The organism is Oceanobacter sp. 3_MG-2023, assembly GCF_030688925.1.
GTDB lineage: Bacteria > Pseudomonadota > Gammaproteobacteria > Pseudomonadales > Oceanobacteraceae > Oceanobacter.
In genome coordinates this window covers 42,076-61,482 of record NZ_JAUYVX010000007.1, presented here as the reverse complement: position 1 = coordinate 61,482, position 19,407 = coordinate 42,076, and the positions used below count along the sequence as shown (strand labels likewise).

General features: G+C 53.7%; 18 protein-coding genes. 4 read left to right on the top strand and 14 right to left on the bottom strand.

The annotated features are described in order from the left end of the window. Nucleotides 1-45: 45 nt before the first annotated feature. From ispF to Q8W32_RS08255, 6 genes are all read right to left on the bottom strand, one after another. On the bottom strand, nucleotides 46-525 hold the full coding sequence (ispF, locus tag Q8W32_RS08280; RefSeq protein WP_303432206.1) for a 2-C-methyl-D-erythritol 2,4-cyclodiphosphate synthase: 480 nt from the start codon (nucleotides 523-525) through the stop codon (nucleotides 46-48). Next, nucleotides 522-1,253 (bottom strand): 2-C-methyl-D-erythritol 4-phosphate cytidylyltransferase, encoded by a 732-nt coding sequence (ispD, locus tag Q8W32_RS08275; protein ID WP_305414483.1) that lies wholly within the window; start codon nucleotides 1,251-1,253, stop codon nucleotides 522-524. The genes ispF and ispD overlap by 4 nt, the downstream gene beginning before the upstream one ends. After that, on the bottom strand, nucleotides 1,250-1,543 hold the full coding sequence (locus tag Q8W32_RS08270; protein ID WP_303432208.1) for a septum formation initiator family protein: 294 nt from the start codon (nucleotides 1,541-1,543) through the stop codon (nucleotides 1,250-1,252). Before Q8W32_RS08270 ends, ispD begins: the two co-directional genes overlap by 4 nt. A 69-nt stretch (nucleotides 1,544-1,612) precedes the next feature. After that, on the bottom strand, nucleotides 1,613-2,905 hold the full coding sequence (gene eno / locus Q8W32_RS08265; protein WP_303432209.1) for a phosphopyruvate hydratase: 1,293 nt from the start codon (nucleotides 2,903-2,905) through the stop codon (nucleotides 1,613-1,615). A 75-nt stretch (nucleotides 2,906-2,980) separates the two neighbouring features. Beyond that, complete coding sequence (locus tag Q8W32_RS08260; RefSeq protein WP_303432211.1) at nucleotides 2,981-4,609, bottom strand: CTP synthase; 1,629 nt, start codon at nucleotides 4,607-4,609, stop codon at nucleotides 2,981-2,983. Between the two features lie 222 nt (nucleotides 4,610-4,831). Beyond that, on the bottom strand, nucleotides 4,832-5,755 hold the full coding sequence (locus Q8W32_RS08255) for a LysR family transcriptional regulator ArgP (protein WP_305414480.1): 924 nt from the start codon (nucleotides 5,753-5,755) through the stop codon (nucleotides 4,832-4,834). Nucleotides 5,756-5,912: 157 nt separating this feature from the next. On the opposite strand from Q8W32_RS08255, the gene Q8W32_RS08250 reads away from it, so the two are divergent. Continuing rightward, the gene (locus Q8W32_RS08250; protein WP_305414479.1) at nucleotides 5,913-6,530 is read left to right on the top strand and encodes a LysE/ArgO family amino acid transporter; all 618 of its coding nucleotides are present in this window, start codon (nucleotides 5,913-5,915) and stop codon (nucleotides 6,528-6,530) included. Nucleotides 6,531-6,542: 12 nt separating this feature from the next. On the opposite strand, the gene Q8W32_RS08245 is transcribed toward Q8W32_RS08250, so the two are convergent. The 5 genes from Q8W32_RS08245 to Q8W32_RS08225 all read right to left on the bottom strand — a co-directional run bounded on the left by Q8W32_RS08245 (nucleotide 6,543) and on the right by Q8W32_RS08225 (nucleotide 12,663). Then, complete coding sequence (locus Q8W32_RS08245) at nucleotides 6,543-8,276, bottom strand: bifunctional protein-serine/threonine kinase/phosphatase (RefSeq protein WP_305414478.1); 1,734 nt, start codon at nucleotides 8,274-8,276, stop codon at nucleotides 6,543-6,545. A gap of 113 nt (nucleotides 8,277-8,389) precedes the next feature. After that, nucleotides 8,390-9,205, bottom strand: coding sequence for a formate/nitrite transporter family protein (locus Q8W32_RS08240; protein WP_305414477.1), 816 nt, complete (start codon nucleotides 9,203-9,205; stop codon nucleotides 8,390-8,392). 619 nt (nucleotides 9,206-9,824) lie between these two features. Continuing rightward, complete coding sequence (locus Q8W32_RS08235; protein ID WP_305414476.1) at nucleotides 9,825-11,117, bottom strand: nitrate regulatory protein; 1,293 nt, start codon at nucleotides 11,115-11,117, stop codon at nucleotides 9,825-9,827. 130 nt (nucleotides 11,118-11,247) lie between these two features. Then, nucleotides 11,248-12,180, bottom strand: coding sequence for a bestrophin family protein (locus tag Q8W32_RS08230; RefSeq protein WP_303432219.1), 933 nt, complete (start codon nucleotides 12,178-12,180; stop codon nucleotides 11,248-11,250). Nucleotides 12,181-12,231: 51 nt separating this feature from the next. Continuing rightward, a complete protein-coding gene (locus Q8W32_RS08225) occupies nucleotides 12,232-12,663 on the bottom strand; it encodes a secondary thiamine-phosphate synthase enzyme YjbQ (protein ID WP_305414475.1) in 432 nt (143 codons plus the stop codon). A 368-nt stretch (nucleotides 12,664-13,031) separates the two neighbouring features. Here Q8W32_RS08225 and Q8W32_RS16600 point away from each other — a divergent pair, with 368 nt between their 5' ends. Next, nucleotides 13,032-13,196, top strand: coding sequence for a DUF559 domain-containing protein (locus Q8W32_RS16600; RefSeq protein WP_370693675.1), 165 nt, complete (start codon nucleotides 13,032-13,034; stop codon nucleotides 13,194-13,196). Nucleotides 13,197-13,293: 97 nt separating this feature from the next. Here the strand turns inward: Q8W32_RS16600 and gtfA are convergent, their stop codons facing one another. Continuing rightward, nucleotides 13,294-14,736 (bottom strand): sucrose phosphorylase, encoded by a 1,443-nt coding sequence (gene gtfA / locus Q8W32_RS08220; RefSeq protein WP_303432223.1) that lies wholly within the window; start codon nucleotides 14,734-14,736, stop codon nucleotides 13,294-13,296. A 205-nt stretch (nucleotides 14,737-14,941) separates the two neighbouring features. On the opposite strand from gtfA, the gene Q8W32_RS08215 reads away from it, so the two are divergent. Both Q8W32_RS08215 and Q8W32_RS08210 read left to right on the top strand, forming a co-directional pair. Further along, nucleotides 14,942-15,673: an RNA methyltransferase gene (locus tag Q8W32_RS08215; RefSeq protein WP_303432224.1), complete on the top strand. Its 732-nt coding sequence runs from the start codon at nucleotides 14,942-14,944 to the stop codon at nucleotides 15,671-15,673. Between the two features lie 91 nt (nucleotides 15,674-15,764). Beyond that, nucleotides 15,765-16,703 (top strand): D-2-hydroxyacid dehydrogenase, encoded by a 939-nt coding sequence (locus tag Q8W32_RS08210; protein ID WP_305414474.1) that lies wholly within the window; start codon nucleotides 15,765-15,767, stop codon nucleotides 16,701-16,703. On the opposite strand, the gene Q8W32_RS08205 is transcribed toward Q8W32_RS08210, so the two are convergent. Both Q8W32_RS08205 and Q8W32_RS08200 read right to left on the bottom strand, forming a co-directional pair. Next, complete coding sequence (locus Q8W32_RS08205; protein WP_303432230.1) at nucleotides 16,672-17,292, bottom strand: 3'-5' exonuclease; 621 nt, start codon at nucleotides 17,290-17,292, stop codon at nucleotides 16,672-16,674. The genes Q8W32_RS08210 and Q8W32_RS08205 overlap by 32 nt on opposite strands. Next, nucleotides 17,292-19,091: a DUF294 nucleotidyltransferase-like domain-containing protein gene (locus Q8W32_RS08200; protein WP_305414473.1), complete on the bottom strand. Its 1,800-nt coding sequence runs from the start codon at nucleotides 19,089-19,091 to the stop codon at nucleotides 17,292-17,294. The genes Q8W32_RS08205 and Q8W32_RS08200 overlap by 1 nt, the downstream gene beginning before the upstream one ends. Nucleotides 19,092-19,407: the final 316 nt, after the last annotated feature.

Here is a 19,407-nt window from a genome sequence, read left to right as displayed (position 1 = left end):
AAACAGACGGTCGATTATATACTTGCCAACAGCCATAGCCGGAGATTATCCGGGCAGCGCAAGAATCAGTGCCACAGCATGCACCGCAATGCCTTCCTTGCGGCCCACATACCCCAGCTTCTCGGTGGTTGTGGCTTTGACGTTGACATCATCCAGCCGCACATTCAGGTCTGCGGCAATCAATTGACGCATCCGGGCAATATGAGGCGCCATTTTCGGGGCCTGGGCAATAATCGTAATATCCACATTGCCAATGCCATAACCTCGGTCAGCCAACAGACTCACCACGTGTTGCAACAGCAAGCGGCTGTCGGCACCGGCCCACTGCGCATCGGTATCCGGAAAGTGCTGGCCAATATCCCCCAGGGCAGCAGCGCCCAGTAGTGCATCAGCTAACGCATGCAAGGCTACATCCCCATCCGAGTGCGCCTTGAGGCCCTGATGATAAGGAATCGTAACGCCTCCCAGGGTAATACAGTCACCGTCCTCAAACGCATGAACATCAAAACCGTGGCCAATTCTCACAACGCACCTCGTTTATTGATTGCCTGGTCAGACTCTGAGGTCTGCTGTAAATAAAAAGCCACCAATGCCAGATCGGCAGGACGAGTGACCTTGATGTTATCTGCCCGGCCTTCGACCAGCCTGGGCGCATACCCCAAGTGTTCAACGGCAGAGGCTTCATCGGTCACCGCCAGACCTTCAGCCCGGCAGTACTCCAGTGCCTGGATCAATAACCCCAGCGGAAACACCTGTGGTGTCAGCGCATGCCAGAGCTGTTCCCGCTCCACCGTGGCGACAATATCGGCCTGCCCCTGGGCGTTGATCCGGCCACGCTTCATGGTATCGCGGGTCGGGCTGGCCAGAATGGCACCGGGAAAACATAACGCTTCCAGCAAGGCGTCCAGATCACTGTGCTGCAGGCATGGACGGGCCACGTCATGCACCATCACCCAGTCATCTTCTGCTGCCAGTGTCTGCAAGGCGCGCAAGCCGTTTAATACCGAGTCACACCGCTCCGCTCCACCACAGGCACGCAGAATCCGCGCATTATCAGCAAATTCACTATCAGGCCAGTAAGGATCGTATTCAGACAGCACCAGTACCAGGCGTGTTATGCCCGGATAGGTCAGCAAGGTATCAAGGGTATAGTCCATCAGCAGGCGCTGATTCAGACGTAAATATTGTTTCGGGCGATCGGCCTGCATACGGCGGCCAACCCCTGCGGCAACAACTAATGGCCAGATCGTCATGGTTGTGGCTCAACAAACAGGATCAGGGTTTCGCCATCTTGTACCAGACCAAGATCTTCACGGGCCTTTTCTTCGAGAATGGCACTGCCATGGCGTAAATCGTCGACTTCCAGTGTTAACTGATCGTTACGGCCTTCCAGTACATCGATATCTTCGGCGATACGGTCAATCAGATGCGCCAGCGTCCGGCTGGCCAATATACCACTGTCATCCCACCAAATGCGGTACTGGAGCACCAGTACCAACAGGGTACCGGTGAATAACATGACTCGCTGGGTCGTAGTGCTCATGGTATTTCCGGAAGTCAGGCGAACAAAAACCGGGCAATCGCCCGGCTTTGTTATTTGATCAGGTGTCGATTACTGACCCTTGATCTCTTTCAGGCCATTATAAGGGGCCTTGGCACCCAGCTGCTCTTCGATTCGCAACAGGCGGTTGTACTTGGATACACGGTCAGAGCGACACAGCGAACCGGTCTTGATCTGGCCAGCACAGGTACCCACGGCCAGATCGGCAATGGTGGTATCTTCCGTTTCACCAGAGCGATGCGAGATCACTGCAGTGTAACCGGCGTCCTTGGCCATTTTAATGGCTTCCAGTGTTTCGGTCAGAGAACCGATCTGGTTGAACTTGATCAGGATGGAGTTGGCAATGTGCTTGTCAATACCTTCTTGCAGAATCTTGGTATTGGTAACAAACAGGTCATCGCCAACCAATTGCACCTTGGCACCAAGTTTTTCAGTCTGGTATTTCCAGCCATCCCAGTCGGACTCATCCTGGCCGTCTTCAATAGAGACAATCGGATACTGTTCGCACAGGTCGTACAGGTAATCCGAGAACGCCTCTGCAGTGAAGACTTTACCTTCGCCTTTCAGATCGTACTTGCCATCTTTGTAGAACTCAGAAGAAGCACAGTCGAGTGCCAGAGTGATGTCTTTACCCAGTTCGTAACCGGCTCCGGCAACCGCTTCCTGAATGGCGGCCAAGGCATCGGCGTTGGAGGCCAGGTCCGGAGCAAAACCACCTTCGTCACCAACAGAAGTGCTCAGGCCTTTGTTGCCCAGCACTTTTTTCAGGCTGTGGAAGATTTCAGCACCGGCACGTAACGCTTCAGCAAAGCTTGCAGCGCCAACGGGCTGAACCATGAATTCCTGAATATCAACGTTGTTGTCGGCGTGCTCACCACCATTGATGATGTTCATCATGGGTACTGGCATGGAGTACTGGCCAGCGGTACCGTTCAGATCAGCAATGTGTTCGTACAGTTCAACACCCTTGGACACAGCCGCCGCTTTGGCAGCTGCCAGAGACACGGCCAGAATGGCGTTAGCACCCAATTTGGCTTTGTTGTCGGTACCGTCCAGCTCGAGCATTTTTTCATCCAGGGCACGTTGCCCGGTTGCGTCCATGCCAATCAGAGCGGGCTTGATAATGTCATTGACGTTAGCAACGGCCGTCAGTACGCCTTTGCCCAGGTAACGGCTTTTATCACCATCACGCAGTTCAAGTGCTTCACGAGTTCCTGTTGATGCGCCAGAAGGAGCACAAGCGGTACCAAAAAAACCGCCTTCGAGGGTAACATCCGCTTCAATAGTCGGGTTACCGCGGGAATCCAGCACTTCGCGTGCCTTGATGTCTACGATCTTAGCCATAAGGTTTCTCCATGAGTAAATGGCAAATTGGATGCCCTGACCCGGCTCATATGTGCCGGGCAGGATTGCCGGTCGTTATATTTTTTCTTTGTGGATCAATGCTGCATTGATAAAGGCCGAAAACAGGCCATGGCCATCACGGGGAGTGGACGTAAATTCCGGGTGGAACTGACAACCCACAAACCAGGGATGATCAGCCACTTCGATTACTTCTACCAGCTCACCATCAACCGAGCGGCCGGAAATCCGCAAACCCGCGGCTTCCAGTTCCGGCACCAGGGATGAGTTCACCTCATAACGGTGACGGTGACGTTCCAGCACTACATCCTGACCGTAGGCCGCCGAGGTAGTGGACTCAGGCAGCAGAACACATTCCTGCCCGCCCAGTCGCATCGTGCCACCCAGATCGGAGGCTTCGCTACGCACTTCGGTTGTACCTTCAGCGGTCGTCCATTCAGTGATCAAACCCACCACCGGATGCGTCGTCTCGGTGCTGAATTCTGATGAGTGGGCGTCTTCCCAACCCACAACATGACGAGCAAATTCAATTACCGCCACCTGCATGCCCAGACAGATACCCAGATACGGTACCTTGTTCTCACGAGCATACTGAACCGTACGGATCTTGCCTTCGACACCGCGATTACCGAAACCGCCAGGCACCAGAATGGCATCGACATCCGACAGGATTTCCACCCCTTTACGTTCCACATCTTCGGCATCGATATAACGGATATGGACTTTGGCGCGATGATGGATACCGGCATGATCAATCGCCTCAATCAGCGATTTGTAGGCATCCAGCAGATCCATGTACTTACCGACCATGGCAATGGTGACTTCTTTTTCCGGGTTCAGCTTGGCATCGGCCACCGCATCCCACTCGGACAAATCAGCGTCTTTACATGACAGGTCGAATTTCTCAACGATCAGATCATCCAGCCCGGCTTCGTGCAGGTGTCGTGGAATTTTGTAGATGGTGTCGGCATCTTCCAGAGGAATCACCGCCCGCTCTTCAACGTTGGTAAACAGCGCAATCTTGCGCAGAGCAGAGGCTTCGATCTTGTGATCGGAACGGCAAATCAGCACATCCGGCTGCAAGCCAATGGTGCGCATTTCCTTTACCGAGTGTTGGGTCGGCTTGGTCTTGGTTTCACCGGCAGTGGCGATATAAGGCACCAGCGTCAGATGAATGGACAGCGCCCGGCGCGAGCCCATTTCAACCTTCATCTGCCGTACCGCTTCCAGGAACGGCTGCGATTCGATATCGCCCACCGTGCCACCGATTTCAACCAGCGCAATATCCGCACCTTCAGCGCCTTCCAGAACCCGGCGCTTGATTTCATCGGTAATGTGCGGGATCACCTGCACGGTTCCGCCCAGGTAATCGCCACGGCGTTCCTTCGCCAATACATCGGTATAAATACGGCCAGTGGTAAAATTGTTCCGGCGCGACATCGTCGTGCGAATAAAACGTTCGTAATGGCCAAGGTCGAGGTCGGTCTCAGCACCGTCCTCGGTTACAAACACCTCTCCGTGTTGGAAAGGGCTCATAGTGCCAGGATCGACGTTGATATAAGGGTCCAGCTTGAGCATAGTGACCTTAAGGCCACGGGCTTCCAGAATGGCAGCCAAAGATGCAGAAGCGATGCCTTTCCCCAACGAAGAAACAACACCACCTGTGACAAAGATAAATCGTGTCATAGAAGGTCCGCGAAATAGAGGTGATAAATCAAAACGGAAGGTGCAGAACCTTCACTTGAGATGGGAGGGCAGGTTAACAGATTCGGCAATTCGGGTAAATTTGTTTAGGCTCGTTCCTGGCAGTTAAGTCACGGTAATTTCCTGAACAACCCTGGAGTTGGCCGTTTTTACCCCGTTTAACCGCCCCTCCCGGCCTCCCCCTTTTCAGGAGGAAGAAATTTATTACTCCCTCCCCTTGCCAAGGGGAGGGCTGAGGGGGATCAGGCAATCCCGCGCCGCAGCGACCACGGCTTCTCTTAATCCACGCATCACCGGGCTTTCGGTTTGCCAGTAGTGCCAGTACAGCACCACATCCAGATAGTAGCCGGGCACCATGTCCACCAGCGTGCCATCTTCAAGATATTGGGTAACTTGCAGTTGCGGCATCATGCCGTAGCCAAGGCCTTCCAGCGCCATACGCACAAAGCCTTCGGAGGTCGGTGAAATATGGTAACGCTGCGGCTCCGGTTGTTGCGGGCACAGCGCCTGCAAAAACCGGTGTTGCAGACGGTCGTCCTGGTTGAAGATCAGACAAGGCAATTGTGCCAGTGGCGGCTGCGGCATTAACAGCGGCTGCCCGGCCCCATGCCGCGCCACAAAGTCGGGGCTGGCAAAGGCGCGGTAGCGGAGGATGCCAAGTGGCTGTAATAACCCGCCATTCACCGGAGTATCGGCGGCGCAGATACAGGCCATGACTTCGCCATTTTTCATCCGTCGCAAGCCAACATCCTGATCGTCGACCAGCAGTTCAAAATCCATGCTGTGACTGTCTGGTGCGGCAGCCAGCGCCGGAACCAGCCAGGTATCCAGCGAGTCGGCATTAACCGCCAGCCGAATCCGCACCGACTGGCCTTGGTCGCCTTCGTCCAACAACAGGCCTTGTTCCAGCTGCTGCACCTGTTGCCGATGGTTGGCGAGGCGCTGTCCCAGTTCGGTAGGTTTGGGCGGTGTGGTGCGCAGCAAGACTGGCTGGCCGAGTTTGAATTCCAGCTGGCGAATACGTTGGCTGACCGCCGATTGGCTGATATTCAACCGTTGTGCTGCGCGTTCAAAGCCGCGGGTTTCGATCACTGCGACCAGCGCTTCCAGCGCACGATAGTCAATCATAAGCTTCTCTAATATCTCATTAGATTTATGACTTGGACTTATATCAGTTCTCTCCTTACTCTGCCACGCATCTGCTTGCCCAATGCCGTCAGCGGTACAGCGATGGCGAAGCGAATTTCTCTGTGTGGCGTTTTTTGAGTACTGGAGCACCCTGCCTGTGTCTGATCTGTTATTGAGCCTGCAACCGGCCATCACCGGTTTTGCCATTACCACTGGGTTGATTGTGGCCATCGGCGCACAGAATGCCTGGGTGTTACAAAAAAGCCTGCGTGGCGAAAACCCCTGGACGATTGCCAGTGTGTGTACCCTGCTGGATGCCTTGCTGGTGTCTGTGGGGGTGTTTGGGCTGGATTATATCCAGTCACTGCTCCCCTCTCTGGTGCCGGTGCTCACCTGGCTGGGAATAGCCCTGCTGCTGTGGTTGGCGTTGCAGGCCTTTGGCCGGGCGCTGCAAGGCGGCAATGGCCTGGTCGCGGCGGCGGCATCAGAGCCGGTCAGCCCGTGGCGCAGTGCCGGCCAGGTGATGGCGCTGTCGTTGATCAATCCCCATGTTTACCTCGATACCGTGGTGCTGATTGGCAGTGTCGGGGCACAGCAGAGTCATCCGGGGCTGTTTGTGGTGGGGGCTGCTTGCGGCTCGGCCAGCTGGTTTATCTTGCTGGTTGCCGGTGCCAAAAAGCTGCGGCCTCACTTGAGCTCTCCTTATCACTGGCAGGCGCTGGATGTGATTACCGGGGTGATTTTGCTACTGGTCGCCCTGACTCTGCTGCCCTGACCCGAACAGCCGTTAGCCAGCCAGTAGTTGATGAGCAAGCAAAATCAGTAACAGCAATTCCAGCGCGGCGGCACTTTGCCAAAAAAGCACCGGATTACGCGCCATCAGCGGCGGCCGTGTCTTGTTTAAAAAATTCTGGTTGGGGGTACGCAAGTCGTGCACAAATTCAAAGATATCCTCATAACGTTTGTATGGATCGATGCGTGTCGCTTTCTGGATGGCGTCGTCTACCCAGGCCGGGACTTCCGTATGCTCATCGACCAGTATGCTGCGATAGCGTAGCCGTTTTTGAGCCGCAACCGACTGGCAACGCGCCACTTCGACCCCGTAGGGAAATTGACCGGTGAGCATATGATAGGCAAGCACGCCGAGAGAAAACTGGTCTGATTGCAGCTGCCCCCGTTGCCCCAAAAAGTATTCCGGGGCCATATACAGTGCGGTGCCGGGAAATTCATTGCTGTTATCCAATCCGATTTCTGCCAGCCCCCGGACAATGGTGGAGCCGAAGTCGATAATCATCAGCCGCCCTTCGGCATCGATCATCACATTGTCAGGCTTGATGTCCTGGTGCAGCATATCCAGCCGATGAAACGCCCGTAAGCCACGGGCAATCTGATCAATAATATGGCGGACTTGTTCCAGGGTTGGCCTGGGGTTGTCTTGCAGCCACTGCGTCAGGGTCTGGCCTTCAAAGTATCGGCTGGCGATATACAGGTATTGGCGCGGCTGCTCTGGCACATATGGCTGGATAACATGGGCATTCTGGATGCGTCTGGCAATCCACTCTTCCATCATCAGCCGCTCCAGATAACCGGCATCCTGTTGCAGCTCGCCGGATGGCAGTTTCAAGACCACCCGGTCGTTGCTTTGCAGGTGACGGGCCAGAAAGACGTGACTGCGGCTACTGGTATGCAGGTTACGAATAATCCTGTAACCGTCGAAGGTCATGCCGGGTTCCAGCCCTGGTGGCAGAGCCAGGCGAGACATATCGTGCAGCAGCGATGCCTGCTTGCGATCAGGGAGCGCCGTCACCCGGATTAGCTGGATACTCAGGTTGTCATCGCTGCCGTTATCCAGTGCTTGTCGGGCAATCAGGGTGGCGGCGTGATTCAAATCGTCCGGATATTGGTGGATGGTTGCGCGCAGGTATTCCGGGGTGACATATTCATACACCCCGTCGGTGGCAAGAATAAAGACATCGTTTGCTTGCAGGCTGGTGTGGCGGTAATCAATCTCGACCTGTTCGCTCATGCCAATGGCCCGCGCCAGATAGCTTTTCTCAGACGACTCCCAAAGGCGGTGATCGCTGGTCAGCTGCTCCAGCGTCTGCTCTCTCAAGCGATAGATACGACTGTCACCAACATGGAACACATAGCCATCACACCCACGCAAAACCAGTGCGCTTAGCGTACAAACATAGCCCCGGTTGATATCAAACCGGAAATCACTGCGCTGGTTTTTTAAATACAGGCTGCCATTGATTGCCCGTATCACCTGTTCACCCGAATGTTGTGCCGTCCAGGCTTCCGAGGTTCGGTAATAGTCTTTCAGAAACGTATCAATGGCTGTTTGGCTGGCAATATGGCTGACGTTACTGCTGCTGATGCCATCAGCAATAGCGGCGCTGACGCCCTTGAATGCCAGCAGAGAAGGTGCCGGTGTCACCAGTCCCAGGCTGTCCTGGTTGCTGTTTTTAAGGCCTTTATCGGAATACTGGCCAGCAGCAATGCATAGGTCATGCGCCATGCATGGAGTCCTTTTTATATTAATGGGGACATATATGTCCCCATGAGTATTGCCACCTGATTAAAAGAGAGCCATTACCTCCCTTTTAATCAGAATAGACAATCCGTCGTGAATCAGGAAACCAGAGGGCGTTTTGAACTTGTACGTACGTGGGTGTAATACAGCGGCAAACCAACAAACAGGAAGCCCCCAATCAGATTACCCATCACTGTCGGCAGTTCATTCCAGACCAGATATTGCCCGATGGTGAAATCACCACCCATGATCATGGAAAACGGGAACAAAAACATATTGACGATCGAGTGCTCAAAACCGAGGAAGAAAAACACCATGATCGGCATCCACATGGCGGCTATTTTGCCGGTGACAGACGTCGAAATCATCGCCCCCACAACCCCCATGGAAACCATCCAGTTACACAGCATGGCGCGGATAAAAATGGTAAACCAGCCGTCAACACCATGAGCGGCGTAACCCAGTGTACGGGACTCACCAATGGACGATACCTTGGCCGCCAGAGCACCACCGTCGGTGTTGTAGCCATACGTCAGAACAAAGGAAATCATAAAGGCGACAGCCAGCGCACCACCCAGGTTGCCCAGAAAGACCAAACCCCAGTTACGCAGCAATTGTTTGATATTGCAGCCGGGGCGCTTGTCGATCAACGCCAGCGGAACCAGCGTGAAGACCCCGGTCAGCAAGTCAAATTTCATCAGATAGAGCATGACAAAACCAACAGGAAACATGCTGGCACCCAGGAATGGAGAACCACTTTTCATCGCTACAGTAATGGCAAAAATGGCCGCCAGGGCAAGGGTTGCACCGGCCATAAAGGCGCGTATCAGAGTGTCCTTGGTGGACATGAAGATTTTCTCTTCACCGGCATCGACCATCTTGGTCACAAATTCGGAAGGCGCGAGATAGGACATATCAAATTCCTTGGTTCGGTAGGTATTGCGTTACTGTCGATACCTAATGATTTGGTTCATGTGCCAAAGGGCGACCATGAAGACTCAGATCACGAAGTTGAGTAACTGCTGACGCTTGAACCTACCCGAATAAGGTGTTTTGACATGCTATGGAGCACGACGTGGCACCATCCGCTGGCAAAAAGTCAGGGAAGTACTCAACGTCGTTGTTTTCAGTGCTGTGCATCATCATTGATCCACAGTCTTGGGATCTCCAAGCATCTGGCGTGCCATATATCATAAACTATTGATTTTATTGGACTTATTTAAAAAAATCAGACAAATAATACGTTCACATACCACTGGCAGCACTATTTTTGGATTATTTCAGGGCTTGATTTCCCCCAGGCGCTCCATCTGTGTGCACCAGCAGAATATGCAACTGCTGCAGCCGTGACCACATGGAGTTTGGCCCGGCGGTTATGGCGTCCAGTGGTCTGACTCCTGGGTAGCCGTGCCATCAATCGGTTATCAGTCTGGTCAGGAAAGGAACAGCGCATATCCCGGTACTGCTGGTACTGCTACATGACCGGGTATTGGTCGATGGCCCGGTATTGAGCTTGGTCTTGGTATAAAGAGTTTATTCCAGAGAAGTACTGTCGCCGTCGTTCAGTTGCAGCATGTCGGAGACGCTGATGATATTACGGACGATATCGATAATGCGCTTTTTGTTGTCCATGGCGGACTGGCGAATCTGGCGATACGCTTCTTCTTCGTTGATATTCTGATTTTGCATCAGCAAGCCTTTGGCCTTTTCGATCAGTTTGCGCTCATCCAGAGCCTGACGTGCCTGTCTTAATTCATCTCTCATGGCTTCCAGGTGTTCAGCCTGGCGCTGTACCAACTCGGATATTGAACTGGCCACGTTAGTATTAAATCCGGGCGTCATGGTCAGTTTGACAGGGTCGTTAATGGAATCAGGAAAGGAAGACAACACCGATGTGGGCGGCTCATCGATATCTGTCAGTTCCCGAACATGATTGTCATGCAGCCGAAGATCTTCTTCTGCCTTGGCAATTTTTTGCTGGCAAAGGTGAAACAGATCCGCTTCCAGCTCCTTTTCAATCGCCCGCATATCATCAATCCGATGTGTCGACAGCTCGTACCATACTTCGCTGATTGCGGTTGGCAGGGTGTCGTTATGACTGAAGCGGGCAATCATATTACGCAACTTGTTGAATTCGATGGCAGCCTCACTGCTTTCTGCCTGCCGCCATTGATCAACCGGCATGGCCTTGGCCTGGCTGGAAAAGATATCAAAACAACGTTGCTGGGCATCCTGAAGCGTCTTGATATGTATCTGTTGTTTTTTGGTGAATTCTCCCATGGCAAAACCGATAACGCCCAAGGCTCGTTCCTGACCGGAATATTCCTTGCCTTGCACAAAATTGAACATGGCCACCAGTGCATGGGTGATATCCGGGTCGCTGACACTGCCGGCGGCTTCGAACACCACACTCAGCAAACCGGAAATCGTACGGTTAAAGAGCCGGGTATTCTCATCCGCGGTGAGTTTTTGCGCATTAATCTGAAGCCGTAATGCGGGTAATTCATCCAGACAATGCAATACAAAGGACAAGGACCGGAACAGGCGGGCAGACGAGGGAGAATCACTATCCAGCTCCAGCAACGACAAGGCTTCCCGAAAAACACATTCTGCTTGTTTGGTGGCTTCCAGTTCATCGAGCCGTTGGCGGGCAAAACGTTGGCCATGGGATACCAGATAAATATTCGACAAGCCACGTTCACGTTGCAGCTCATGAATCAGATCCGTGACCCAGGTGACCAACCCGCTGCTCACCAATAATTGTTTCAGAGCACTGATCTCAGCACGTTTAGCCGCCAGCAGAAAGTCTTCACTCGTTAATGTCATCTGGAATCACTGTATGGTTTTGAGCTTGACCCGGAAGAATAACAAGGGCCGCCATGCTTCCACAGTGGTTTGTCCTGCCACCACCGGGAACGGATCGGGCTGGCTGACAAAGTGGCTTAACACTCCCCCGTCAATCCAGTACATCGCCGTTGGGTGCCAACATATCCAGCAATGGCAGGCCTTGCGCCTGTGCCAGCGAGCGGTCATTTACCCGACACAAAGACGCCAGCGGCAGGTGATTGGCGTCATGGCCAAACGGTTCTTCCAGCTGTTGCGCCAAGGCATCCAGACCAAAAAAGGTATACGCCACAATCACAATAAAGACCGGCATCATCCAGCCCAGACTGCCCACCAGCCCGAAAGGCAACAAGTAACAATACAGATACGCCGTCCGATGCGTCAGCAAGGAATAGGCAAAGGGCAACGGAGTGGATGCCAGCCGTTCACTCGCCGCCTGAATCGCCGCCAGACTGGATAAATGCTCATTCAGAATCCGTATACCCTGGGTATCCAGCTCATTGGCCGCATATGCCTGACGCAAGGTTTCTGCCATTGCCAGCCCCACACCATCGGCCACGTTACCCTTCTCCACAACCTGCGCCAGCCGCTCTGTCGACAAACGGGCCAGCACCCAGTCGGGAACTTCCTGTTGCAAAACAGCCACGGACAACGGCTGCTGACGCAGCTGCAGGCGCAAGGCATGATAAAACACGGAACACCAGGCCAATAGCTCCGCCCGCCGCTCGGATGGCAAGAGAATATGCGTTGAACGCGCCAACGAGCGCACTTCAGAAACCATTCGTCCCCATTGCCGGCGCCCTTCCCACCAGCGGTCATAACAGGCGTTATTACGAAACCCCAGAAACAGCGACAACGCTATCCCCAGCAAGGTAAACGGAGCCACCGAATAACGAGCCAGATTGGCCCAGTGATCGGTATGAACCACCACCACAGCTGCCGCGAATACCAACAACCCCAGTAAATGCCAGGCAATATTCGGCAAAATTGAACCACGCCAAACAAACAACAAGGCCAGTGCATGGGGACGTTCACGAACAATCATTCATTTTCTCCGAACCATCAAAAACAATCAGTTACAACACGCGGATTCCAGTTATTGCCCCTGCCCCTGCCCCTGCAACGTCGCCAACACTCGGCGACTGCCACCCTGGTGTCTGTGCTCGCCGAGGTAAATACCTTGCCAGATCCCCATGTTCAGCTCGCCTCCCGTAATGGGAATCGTCACGCTATGGCCCAATAAACTGGCCTTGATATGGGCGGGCAAATCATCACTGCCTTCCAGCGTATGACGGTAATAGGATTCGTCTTCACGCACATTGCGATGAAACCAGGCTTCCATATCCTGACGCACGGTAGGATCTGCATTTTCGTTAATGGTTAATGACGCTGATGTATGTTGGATAAACAGCTGTAATAACCCGATATCGATACTCGCCAGCTCCGGCAATTGTTGGCGTATTTCTTCCGTAATCAGATGAAAACCCCGCGACCGGGGAGATAACCGTATTTCTTTTTGTAACCACATACACCCTCTCCGATAACCAGCCCCAAAACCACGTATACAGGTCATCACGGCCGGAATAACAACACCCAGGCTACAACGCTGCACAAGCCACCCGTTACGCCGGGCGGCCAAGAATAGCGGTATGAAATTTGGTGAACAACTTTTGTTGATTCGATACTATTTTTTGCAGCAGTTTTGCCGCTGCCAGAAAATGAGAAACTGGAAAGTTGAGAAGCCGGAAAATGATCGAACGGAATACCGTATTGAGTCGGCGATAAAATGCTCACCCGCTACGCCGGCTATCAATAAGCATTGAGGCAGACGTAGTGAACGATCAAAAGCAGATGGATTATGCCTGACAGGGAACGTGTGTTTAAACAAACCGGAATATAAAAGCTGTTGCTCAGCCTTGCGCAAGCAGGCTACCGCTTACCACACCGGAGCAACGCTTCTGGCAAGCGATCAGAGGCAAACAAGGTGGAACCAGGTTTCGGCAGCTGCATGGCATTGGCCATTACATTGTCGATTTTATCGCTCTGAGTGGAAACTGGTGATTGAGCTGGATGGTGATTCGCATGTTTCAGAACAGGCCCTGCAACCCCACCCCGGCCCTCCCCTTGATAAGGGGGCCGGGAAAAGGTCAGTTCTGGATCAGGCCTGAAATTCCTGCATTTCACCACTGGCTTCATCGGTGTAACTCAAACGCGCGGTATTAAACTGCAAATCCACAAACGCCCGGCAATAATGCTCGCCATGACGCCAGGCCATATCGACGCTGGCGCTGTTGGAGAAGTTCAGTTCAAAGTGGCCATCAAACGCCGGGTGACTGCTACGGAAACGCATCAGTGTCAGCAAGCGCTTCACCACCGGTTTCTGCACCGCTTCAGCCACTTCATCCAGGCTGTAATAATGACGGTTGATATCGCGCAGTTCGCCGGTTTGCTCCATCAGCTCGTGGTCATTTTCACCGGCCAGCAAGCCCACGTAATACACCTGTGGCGTACCCGGTGTGAAGAACTGCACGGTGCGGGCAGCGATATAGGCATCGTCGTTCTGCATCAGGGCATCGTAAAAGGTGCAGGTAAGCTGATAAATCGCACCAACACTATGAATATTGGCAGCTGAGCGGCGCAGGATCGGGTCTGCCGAGCGGTCGTTGATATTATCAATCAGGATACGGATTTTATCGTCCGGCAAGACCCCTTCAACGTCTGGAATGCAAATACCATCGTGGGTATCCAGAACGGTGATCATATTGCGCGGGCACATCCGCAACCAGTGCTTGAGGTATTCGCTGTTGCCATCCAGCAGGGAGTAAAGCAGCAGTGGCGGCAAGGCAAAACCATACGGATGCATATTGCGACGGCCAATCGCGTATTGATAACTGGAATGATCGTGCACTTCAGGCAGGATTTCTGCCCCCAGGCTTTGTGCCACTTCGTTGCACCAGTCGAGGGTTTGATACACGTATGGCTCAACCAGAAAACAGCTCGTGCCAATCCGTTTGGTGGTGTAACCAAAGGCATCCAGGCGGAACAGTTTGACGCCCTTGTCGGCCAGGAAACGGAACGTATTGGCGATATAGTCGTAAGTTTGCTCAGACTCGTAATTCAGGTCGATCTGGTGTTCGGTAAAGGTACACCACACCCGTCCAACACTGCCGTCGGCAAATACTACTTCCCGGAACGGCTCTTTCTCTTTGCGGATGTGGATTTTCATCAGGTCGTCGTGGCTGATTTCGCCCATTTCATCGACATCAACAAACAGCGAGGCGTATTGCGATGCCTTGCCTTTGGCCAGGTAGTCGATAAATTCTACGGATTCATCAGAAATATGATTCACCGTTACATCGGCGCAAATATCGTATTCGGCTGCAATGGCTTCGATATCACCCCAGTCGCCATACACTGGATCCACTTCTTTGTGGGTCAGGGGAGAAAAACCGGCATCGGCATTGGACGGGTAAAACGGCAGGATATGAACGCCACCCACGGCACCCGCAAAGTGGGTGTTGAGAACGGTATGCAAATCTTTCAGGCTGTTACCCAGGCGGTCGGGGTAACAGATCATCTGGACGGCATTACGAAGAGCCATAAGGACCTCTGGTCGGTTGCTGTCCGATCAAAGGCTGACGGTTGAGTTAAGCACATGCAAGCCGAAGCCCGTCTCAACTCCCCAATCTGGCCAATTCACAAGACAGGAAAATTCATTCCGGTTGGCAGCAACAGGCCGAGAAAATTCCCTGACGCCAGTCCAACCCGTACAATGGCGCGCTGTGCCCACTGTTGGAAACACTTGCATGAAAGTCGATCTCGCCAAAAAACTGCACCAGAAAAAATACCGCACCGAGACCGGCTGCTATCTGGTGGAAGGCGAACACCTGTTACTGGAGCTGGAAAAATCCAGCATTCAGCAGGCCGAGCTGTTTGTCACCGAAGCCCACCAGCACTGGCCAACCCGGTTCCGCAAAACCCTGATTGGTGAGCGTCAAATGGCGCAGCTGTCGGACACCCGCTCACCGCAGGGACTGGTCGCTGTCGTGCCCATGGAGGAAACCCGGACCCAGGTGCAACAGGCCAGTCAGGCGACGACCAGTACCGAACGGGTGTTATATCTATATCAGATCCAGGACCCTGGCAACCTGGGTACCATTTTGCGGACACTGGCCTGGTTTGGCGGCTGGCGCCTGTTACTCAGCCCCGACAGTGTCGATCCTTTTAACCCCAAGGTGGTACGCAGCAGCATGGGGGCAACATTTCATGTGCCCGTTGAACTGGAAGTCACACTCGAGCAGCTGGCGGCGCGTTACCCGCGTATTGCCACATTGGATATGACCGGCGCACCGCTCTCTTCCGGGCAGTTCAGCCAGTTTGATGCTTATCTGTTTGGCAACGAAGCCCGAGGTGTGCCCCATGCCTTGCTGGCACCTCTGGCAGTAACGGCGTTTACCATTCCCGGCAGCGGCCAGATTGAGTCTCTGAACCTGGCCAGCGCCGTCAATATGAGCCTGTATGAATTACACCGGGGTTGATGCCTGATATGTTAAGCGGTCAAGCCAACATCTGGCGTCAACCCAACATCTAACGATGGTTAGCCTTTTTTCATCCTGATGAGTAACCCTTATGAAAGCTGTATTTCTGGATGCCGATACATTTAATGATGTCGATATGACGCCCATTCATGACTGTGTCAGTGAGCTGGTCTTGTATCCCACCACTTCACCAGAGGAGCTGGGGCAACGAGCCGCGGGTGCCGATTTGCTGATCACCAACAAGGTCAACATCAGCGCCGATGTGATGACCGGGAAACGGGGCATTCTGGTGGTCGCAACCGGGCTTAACAATGTCGACCTCGAGACCGCCCAACAGCTGGGTGTACCAGTATTGAATGTCCAGAATTACGGCACCGCCTCGGTAGCCCAGCACACCATGATGCTGATGCTGTCACTGGCTGGCCAACTGCCACGTTATCAGCAAGATGTCGCTCAGGGTGCCTGGCAACAAAGTCCTTTCTTTTGTTTGATGAACCACCCGACCCGGGAGTTAACCAATAAACGGCTGGTACTGGTCGGCGAAGGTACGCTGGGCAGTGCCGTGGCACGGCTGGCAGAAGCCTTCGGTATGCAGGTTGAGTTTGCTGCCCGGCCGGGCAAGGCCAATGATACCCGTCCGTCACTGGACAGCCTGTTACCCACGGCCGATGTATTAAGTTTTCACTGCCCACTCACCGAACATACCCGCCATCTGCTCAATGCCGATAACCTCACCCGCATCAAGCCCGACTGCCTGGTCGTGAACTGCGCCAGAGGTGGCATTATTGATGAAGTCGCCGCCTTGAATGCCTTGCAGCAAGGACAGCTGGGTGGACTGGCAGTGGATGTGCTGCCAACCGAGCCACCCGTCGATGGCCACCCACTCCTGGAGGCGCTCAATACTGGCCTGAATCTGATGGTGACGCCTCATAACGCCTGGATCAGCCCGGAAGCGCGGCAGAATATTATCAATCTGACCGCCACCAATATTCGCCAGCTCAACGCGACTGACCAAACCCCGTCAGCTTGATGTACATCAGCGCCGTGGAGATAACATCTCCCATGGCGGTATGGCGCTCGACGATAGGCACTTGCAGGTCGCGCGCCAGCCCTTCAAAGGTCAGATCCAGATGCACTTCGTGAATATGGTGCCGGCGTTTGCTTTTGACGTAGATTTCCGACACTTCGATAAAGCGGTTGGGCAACCTGAAGTTATACAACTCGCGAATATAACGGTTCAGAATGGCGCGGTCGTATTCAATATAAAACCCGCAAATTGGCCGGTTGCCAATAAAATCCAGCAGCTTTTCGATGGCTTCTGCCAGGGCCACACCTTCGAGCCGGTCTTCGCGACGTAAATAATGAATCCGCACCGCGTTCGGGTCGGTTACGGCGTCGGAGCGGATGGTCAGGTCCAGCGATTCGGCCAGACGGATCTGATTACCCCGTACCCGCACTGCTGCCACACTCAGCAACTCGCCCTTTTTTTTATCAAACACACTGGTTTCGCAATCCAGCACCACCACTTCGTCACCCTCGTACGGCTCGGCCAGGTGAGCCCAGCGGCCTTCTGGCAGCATTCGCCGGGGCAAGCGTTCTTCAATCCAGCGACGTAACATCAGAAGTTCTCCAGATGAAAATGCAGTGATAGCTGCTGCTTGAATTTTTTCACCCGGTGCAAGGCATGACGCAGCAGATTGCGGTCGACACTGCGCAGCTGGTTGATGTCCAGTTGCTGACTCAGGCCACGGTTGGGGGCATCATGTTCCAGTTGCTGGCGCAGTCGTATTCTTAAAAAGAACACCAGCGCATCCCGCAACCCTTGAGCGGTCTCGCTATCCAGCACGCCTTTTTCCATCAGTATCGTCAGCCGTTCGAGGGTGTTGCATTCATCGATCGCATGTTCGAATGCCATGGCCCGAACGCCATGCACCAGAGGGAAAATAGCGCCTTTCTTGATATCGATATTGCCGTGATCTTCCCGGATATTGCCCAGAAAGGTCAGAGGGGTTTCGAACTGCAGCGCGGGTTTGGCAAAACGAGCAGATACAATACTGGAGCGCAGGGTTTCCAGCTGCCAGCTGGCCTTGATCGGCCAAAACAGTTCCGGATTACCACATACGGGTTCGCCATCCATAAAAATGGCCATGTTCATCATCGCATCCGGATTGCCGGAATCCAGCCAGCGGGCGACCCGCTCCTGCCAGCCTTCGACGGTATGAATCCAGCTGTCGTTAATAAACATGACGCCTCCCGGACAAGGCGGATAACCAAAATCCAGCAGGGCCTGGTGTAGCTGTTGCAGCAGTGGCAAGACGGCTTCGCGGTCGTGTTCGTTGTTCAGAATGATGGCGTTGTCCTGGTCGGTCTTGAGGATTTGTTCCCCCCGGCCTTCGCTGCCCAGTACCAGAATACAGACGGACTGCCGCAAGCGAGGCGGGAAAATCAGCTCAAACGCCTTGAAGATCAAACGCCGGTTCAGCGTTGTCACCAGTTCCATCAGGGCGGTGATTTTAACCCCCTGGCCATTCAGGGTTTCGATCAGGGTTTCCAGTCGTTTGGCCGCTACCACCAGTTCTTTTAACGATTTGGCCTGGTCAATCCGCATGGCAATAATATGCGAATGGGTCGAAAAGGTACTGAGCATATCCATCAGTTCCAGCAGGCCAACAATCTGGCCTTCCTTGCGAACAACCACACGTTCGATATTGTGCTGGGTCATTTTCAGCAAGGCGCTGAACAAGAATTCGCCGTACTCAACGCCAATCAGGTTGAACTGGGCCACATCGGCGGCACGGGTTTGTTTGGTCTTGTCCCCCAGCAAGGTGGCCTTGACCAGATCGGTGCCGGTCAGAATGCCGATTTCCTCGCCGTCACGTACCAGCAAGGCATCGTGTTTTTTCTCGTACATCAGCGCCGCGACACGGGCCAGACTGGTCTGGGCCGACACGTACACAGGAGGGCGAATCACATCCTCATCAACCCGCGACAGGATAAATTCCGACACGCTGGAATCCTGGCGCTCCACCATCGACTGCTGGGTACCCAGGTCGGTATTAAAGTAAATCGAAAAATCACCGGACTGATCAAGCAGCTGGATAAAGTCGTCGGCCCGCAGCAGATAACACAGGGTTTCTTCCACCGCGGCAAAGGTATGCTTGCAGCCGTTCTCCAGTACCGCCCGGACGTCGAACAAGTCTTCCTTGCCATATTGGGAAAACACCTGCCCGGTCTCGCCATCACGCTCTTCGACCAATCCTTTGTAAATAATATAAATGCCGGGTGCCGGGACACCCTGTTGCAGAATCAGTGCTCCGGCATTAAAAAAGACCAGGTCGAGGCGACTGGTCAACCAGTCGAGTTGCTCATCCTTCAGAAAGGAAAAAGGCGGTTGGTTGAGGTTGATCTGAATGGTCATACCGGGCCTCCGGCGGTTGTTTAACGTTATTATTATTCGGGCGCATCGATTTGCCCGGTGGGGGCTACGAGATGATGTGGATGTTCCCATTGGTCTTATCTTGGCGGATTGTCACGGGTCAAGCCATGTGACCAAAGCAGACATCTTGCAGGGCTGGCGGATTCAGCAAGTCCTGCACTGTGGTATTTTAATAATACCAAGACAGCCGGGCGGACCAGTGTGTACAGCACACATGGTATGCTTCCCCGTTCGCCTTGTGGCGCAGCCTCTTACACCAATAACCTCTAACAATAAGGGTACCTATGATCCAGGTATG

Coding starts and splice junctions, on each gene's coding strand:
- ispD (WP_305414483.1), bottom strand. CDS start 1,253: ATGACGATCTGGCCATTAGTTGTTGCCGCAGGGGTTGGCCGCCGTATG.
- Q8W32_RS08270 (WP_303432208.1), bottom strand. CDS start 1,543: ATGAGCACTACGACCCAGCGAGTCATGTTATTCACCGGTACCCTGTTG.
- eno (WP_303432209.1), bottom strand. CDS start 2,905: ATGGCTAAGATCGTAGACATCAAGGCACGCGAAGTGCTGGATTCCCGC.
- Q8W32_RS08260 (WP_303432211.1), bottom strand. CDS start 4,609: ATGACACGATTTATCTTTGTCACAGGTGGTGTTGTTTCTTCGTTGGGG.
- Q8W32_RS08255 (WP_305414480.1), bottom strand. CDS start 5,755: ATGATTGACTATCGTGCGCTGGAAGCGCTGGTCGCAGTGATCGAAACC.
- Q8W32_RS08245 (WP_305414478.1), bottom strand. CDS start 8,276: ATGGCGCATGACCTATGCATTGCTGCTGGCCAGTATTCCGATAAAGGC.
- Q8W32_RS08240 (WP_305414477.1), bottom strand. CDS start 9,205: ATGTCCTATCTCGCGCCTTCCGAATTTGTGACCAAGATGGTCGATGCC.
- Q8W32_RS08235 (WP_305414476.1), bottom strand. CDS start 11,117: ATGACATTAACGAGTGAAGACTTTCTGCTGGCGGCTAAACGTGCTGAG.
- Q8W32_RS08230 (WP_303432219.1), bottom strand. CDS start 12,180: ATGATTGTTCGTGAACGTCCCCATGCACTGGCCTTGTTGTTTGTTTGG.
- Q8W32_RS08225 (WP_305414475.1), bottom strand. CDS start 12,663: ATGTGGTTACAAAAAGAAATACGGTTATCTCCCCGGTCGCGGGGTTTT.
- gtfA (WP_303432223.1), bottom strand. CDS start 14,736: ATGGCTCTTCGTAATGCCGTCCAGATGATCTGTTACCCCGACCGCCTG.
- Q8W32_RS08215 (WP_303432224.1), top strand. CDS start 14,942: ATGAAAGTCGATCTCGCCAAAAAACTGCACCAGAAAAAATACCGCACC.
- Q8W32_RS08210 (WP_305414474.1), top strand. CDS start 15,765: ATGAAAGCTGTATTTCTGGATGCCGATACATTTAATGATGTCGATATG.
- Q8W32_RS08205 (WP_303432230.1), bottom strand. CDS start 17,292: ATGTTACGTCGCTGGATTGAAGAACGCTTGCCCCGGCGAATGCTGCCA.
- Q8W32_RS08200 (WP_305414473.1), bottom strand. CDS start 19,091: ATGACCATTCAGATCAACCTCAACCAACCGCCTTTTTCCTTTCTGAAG.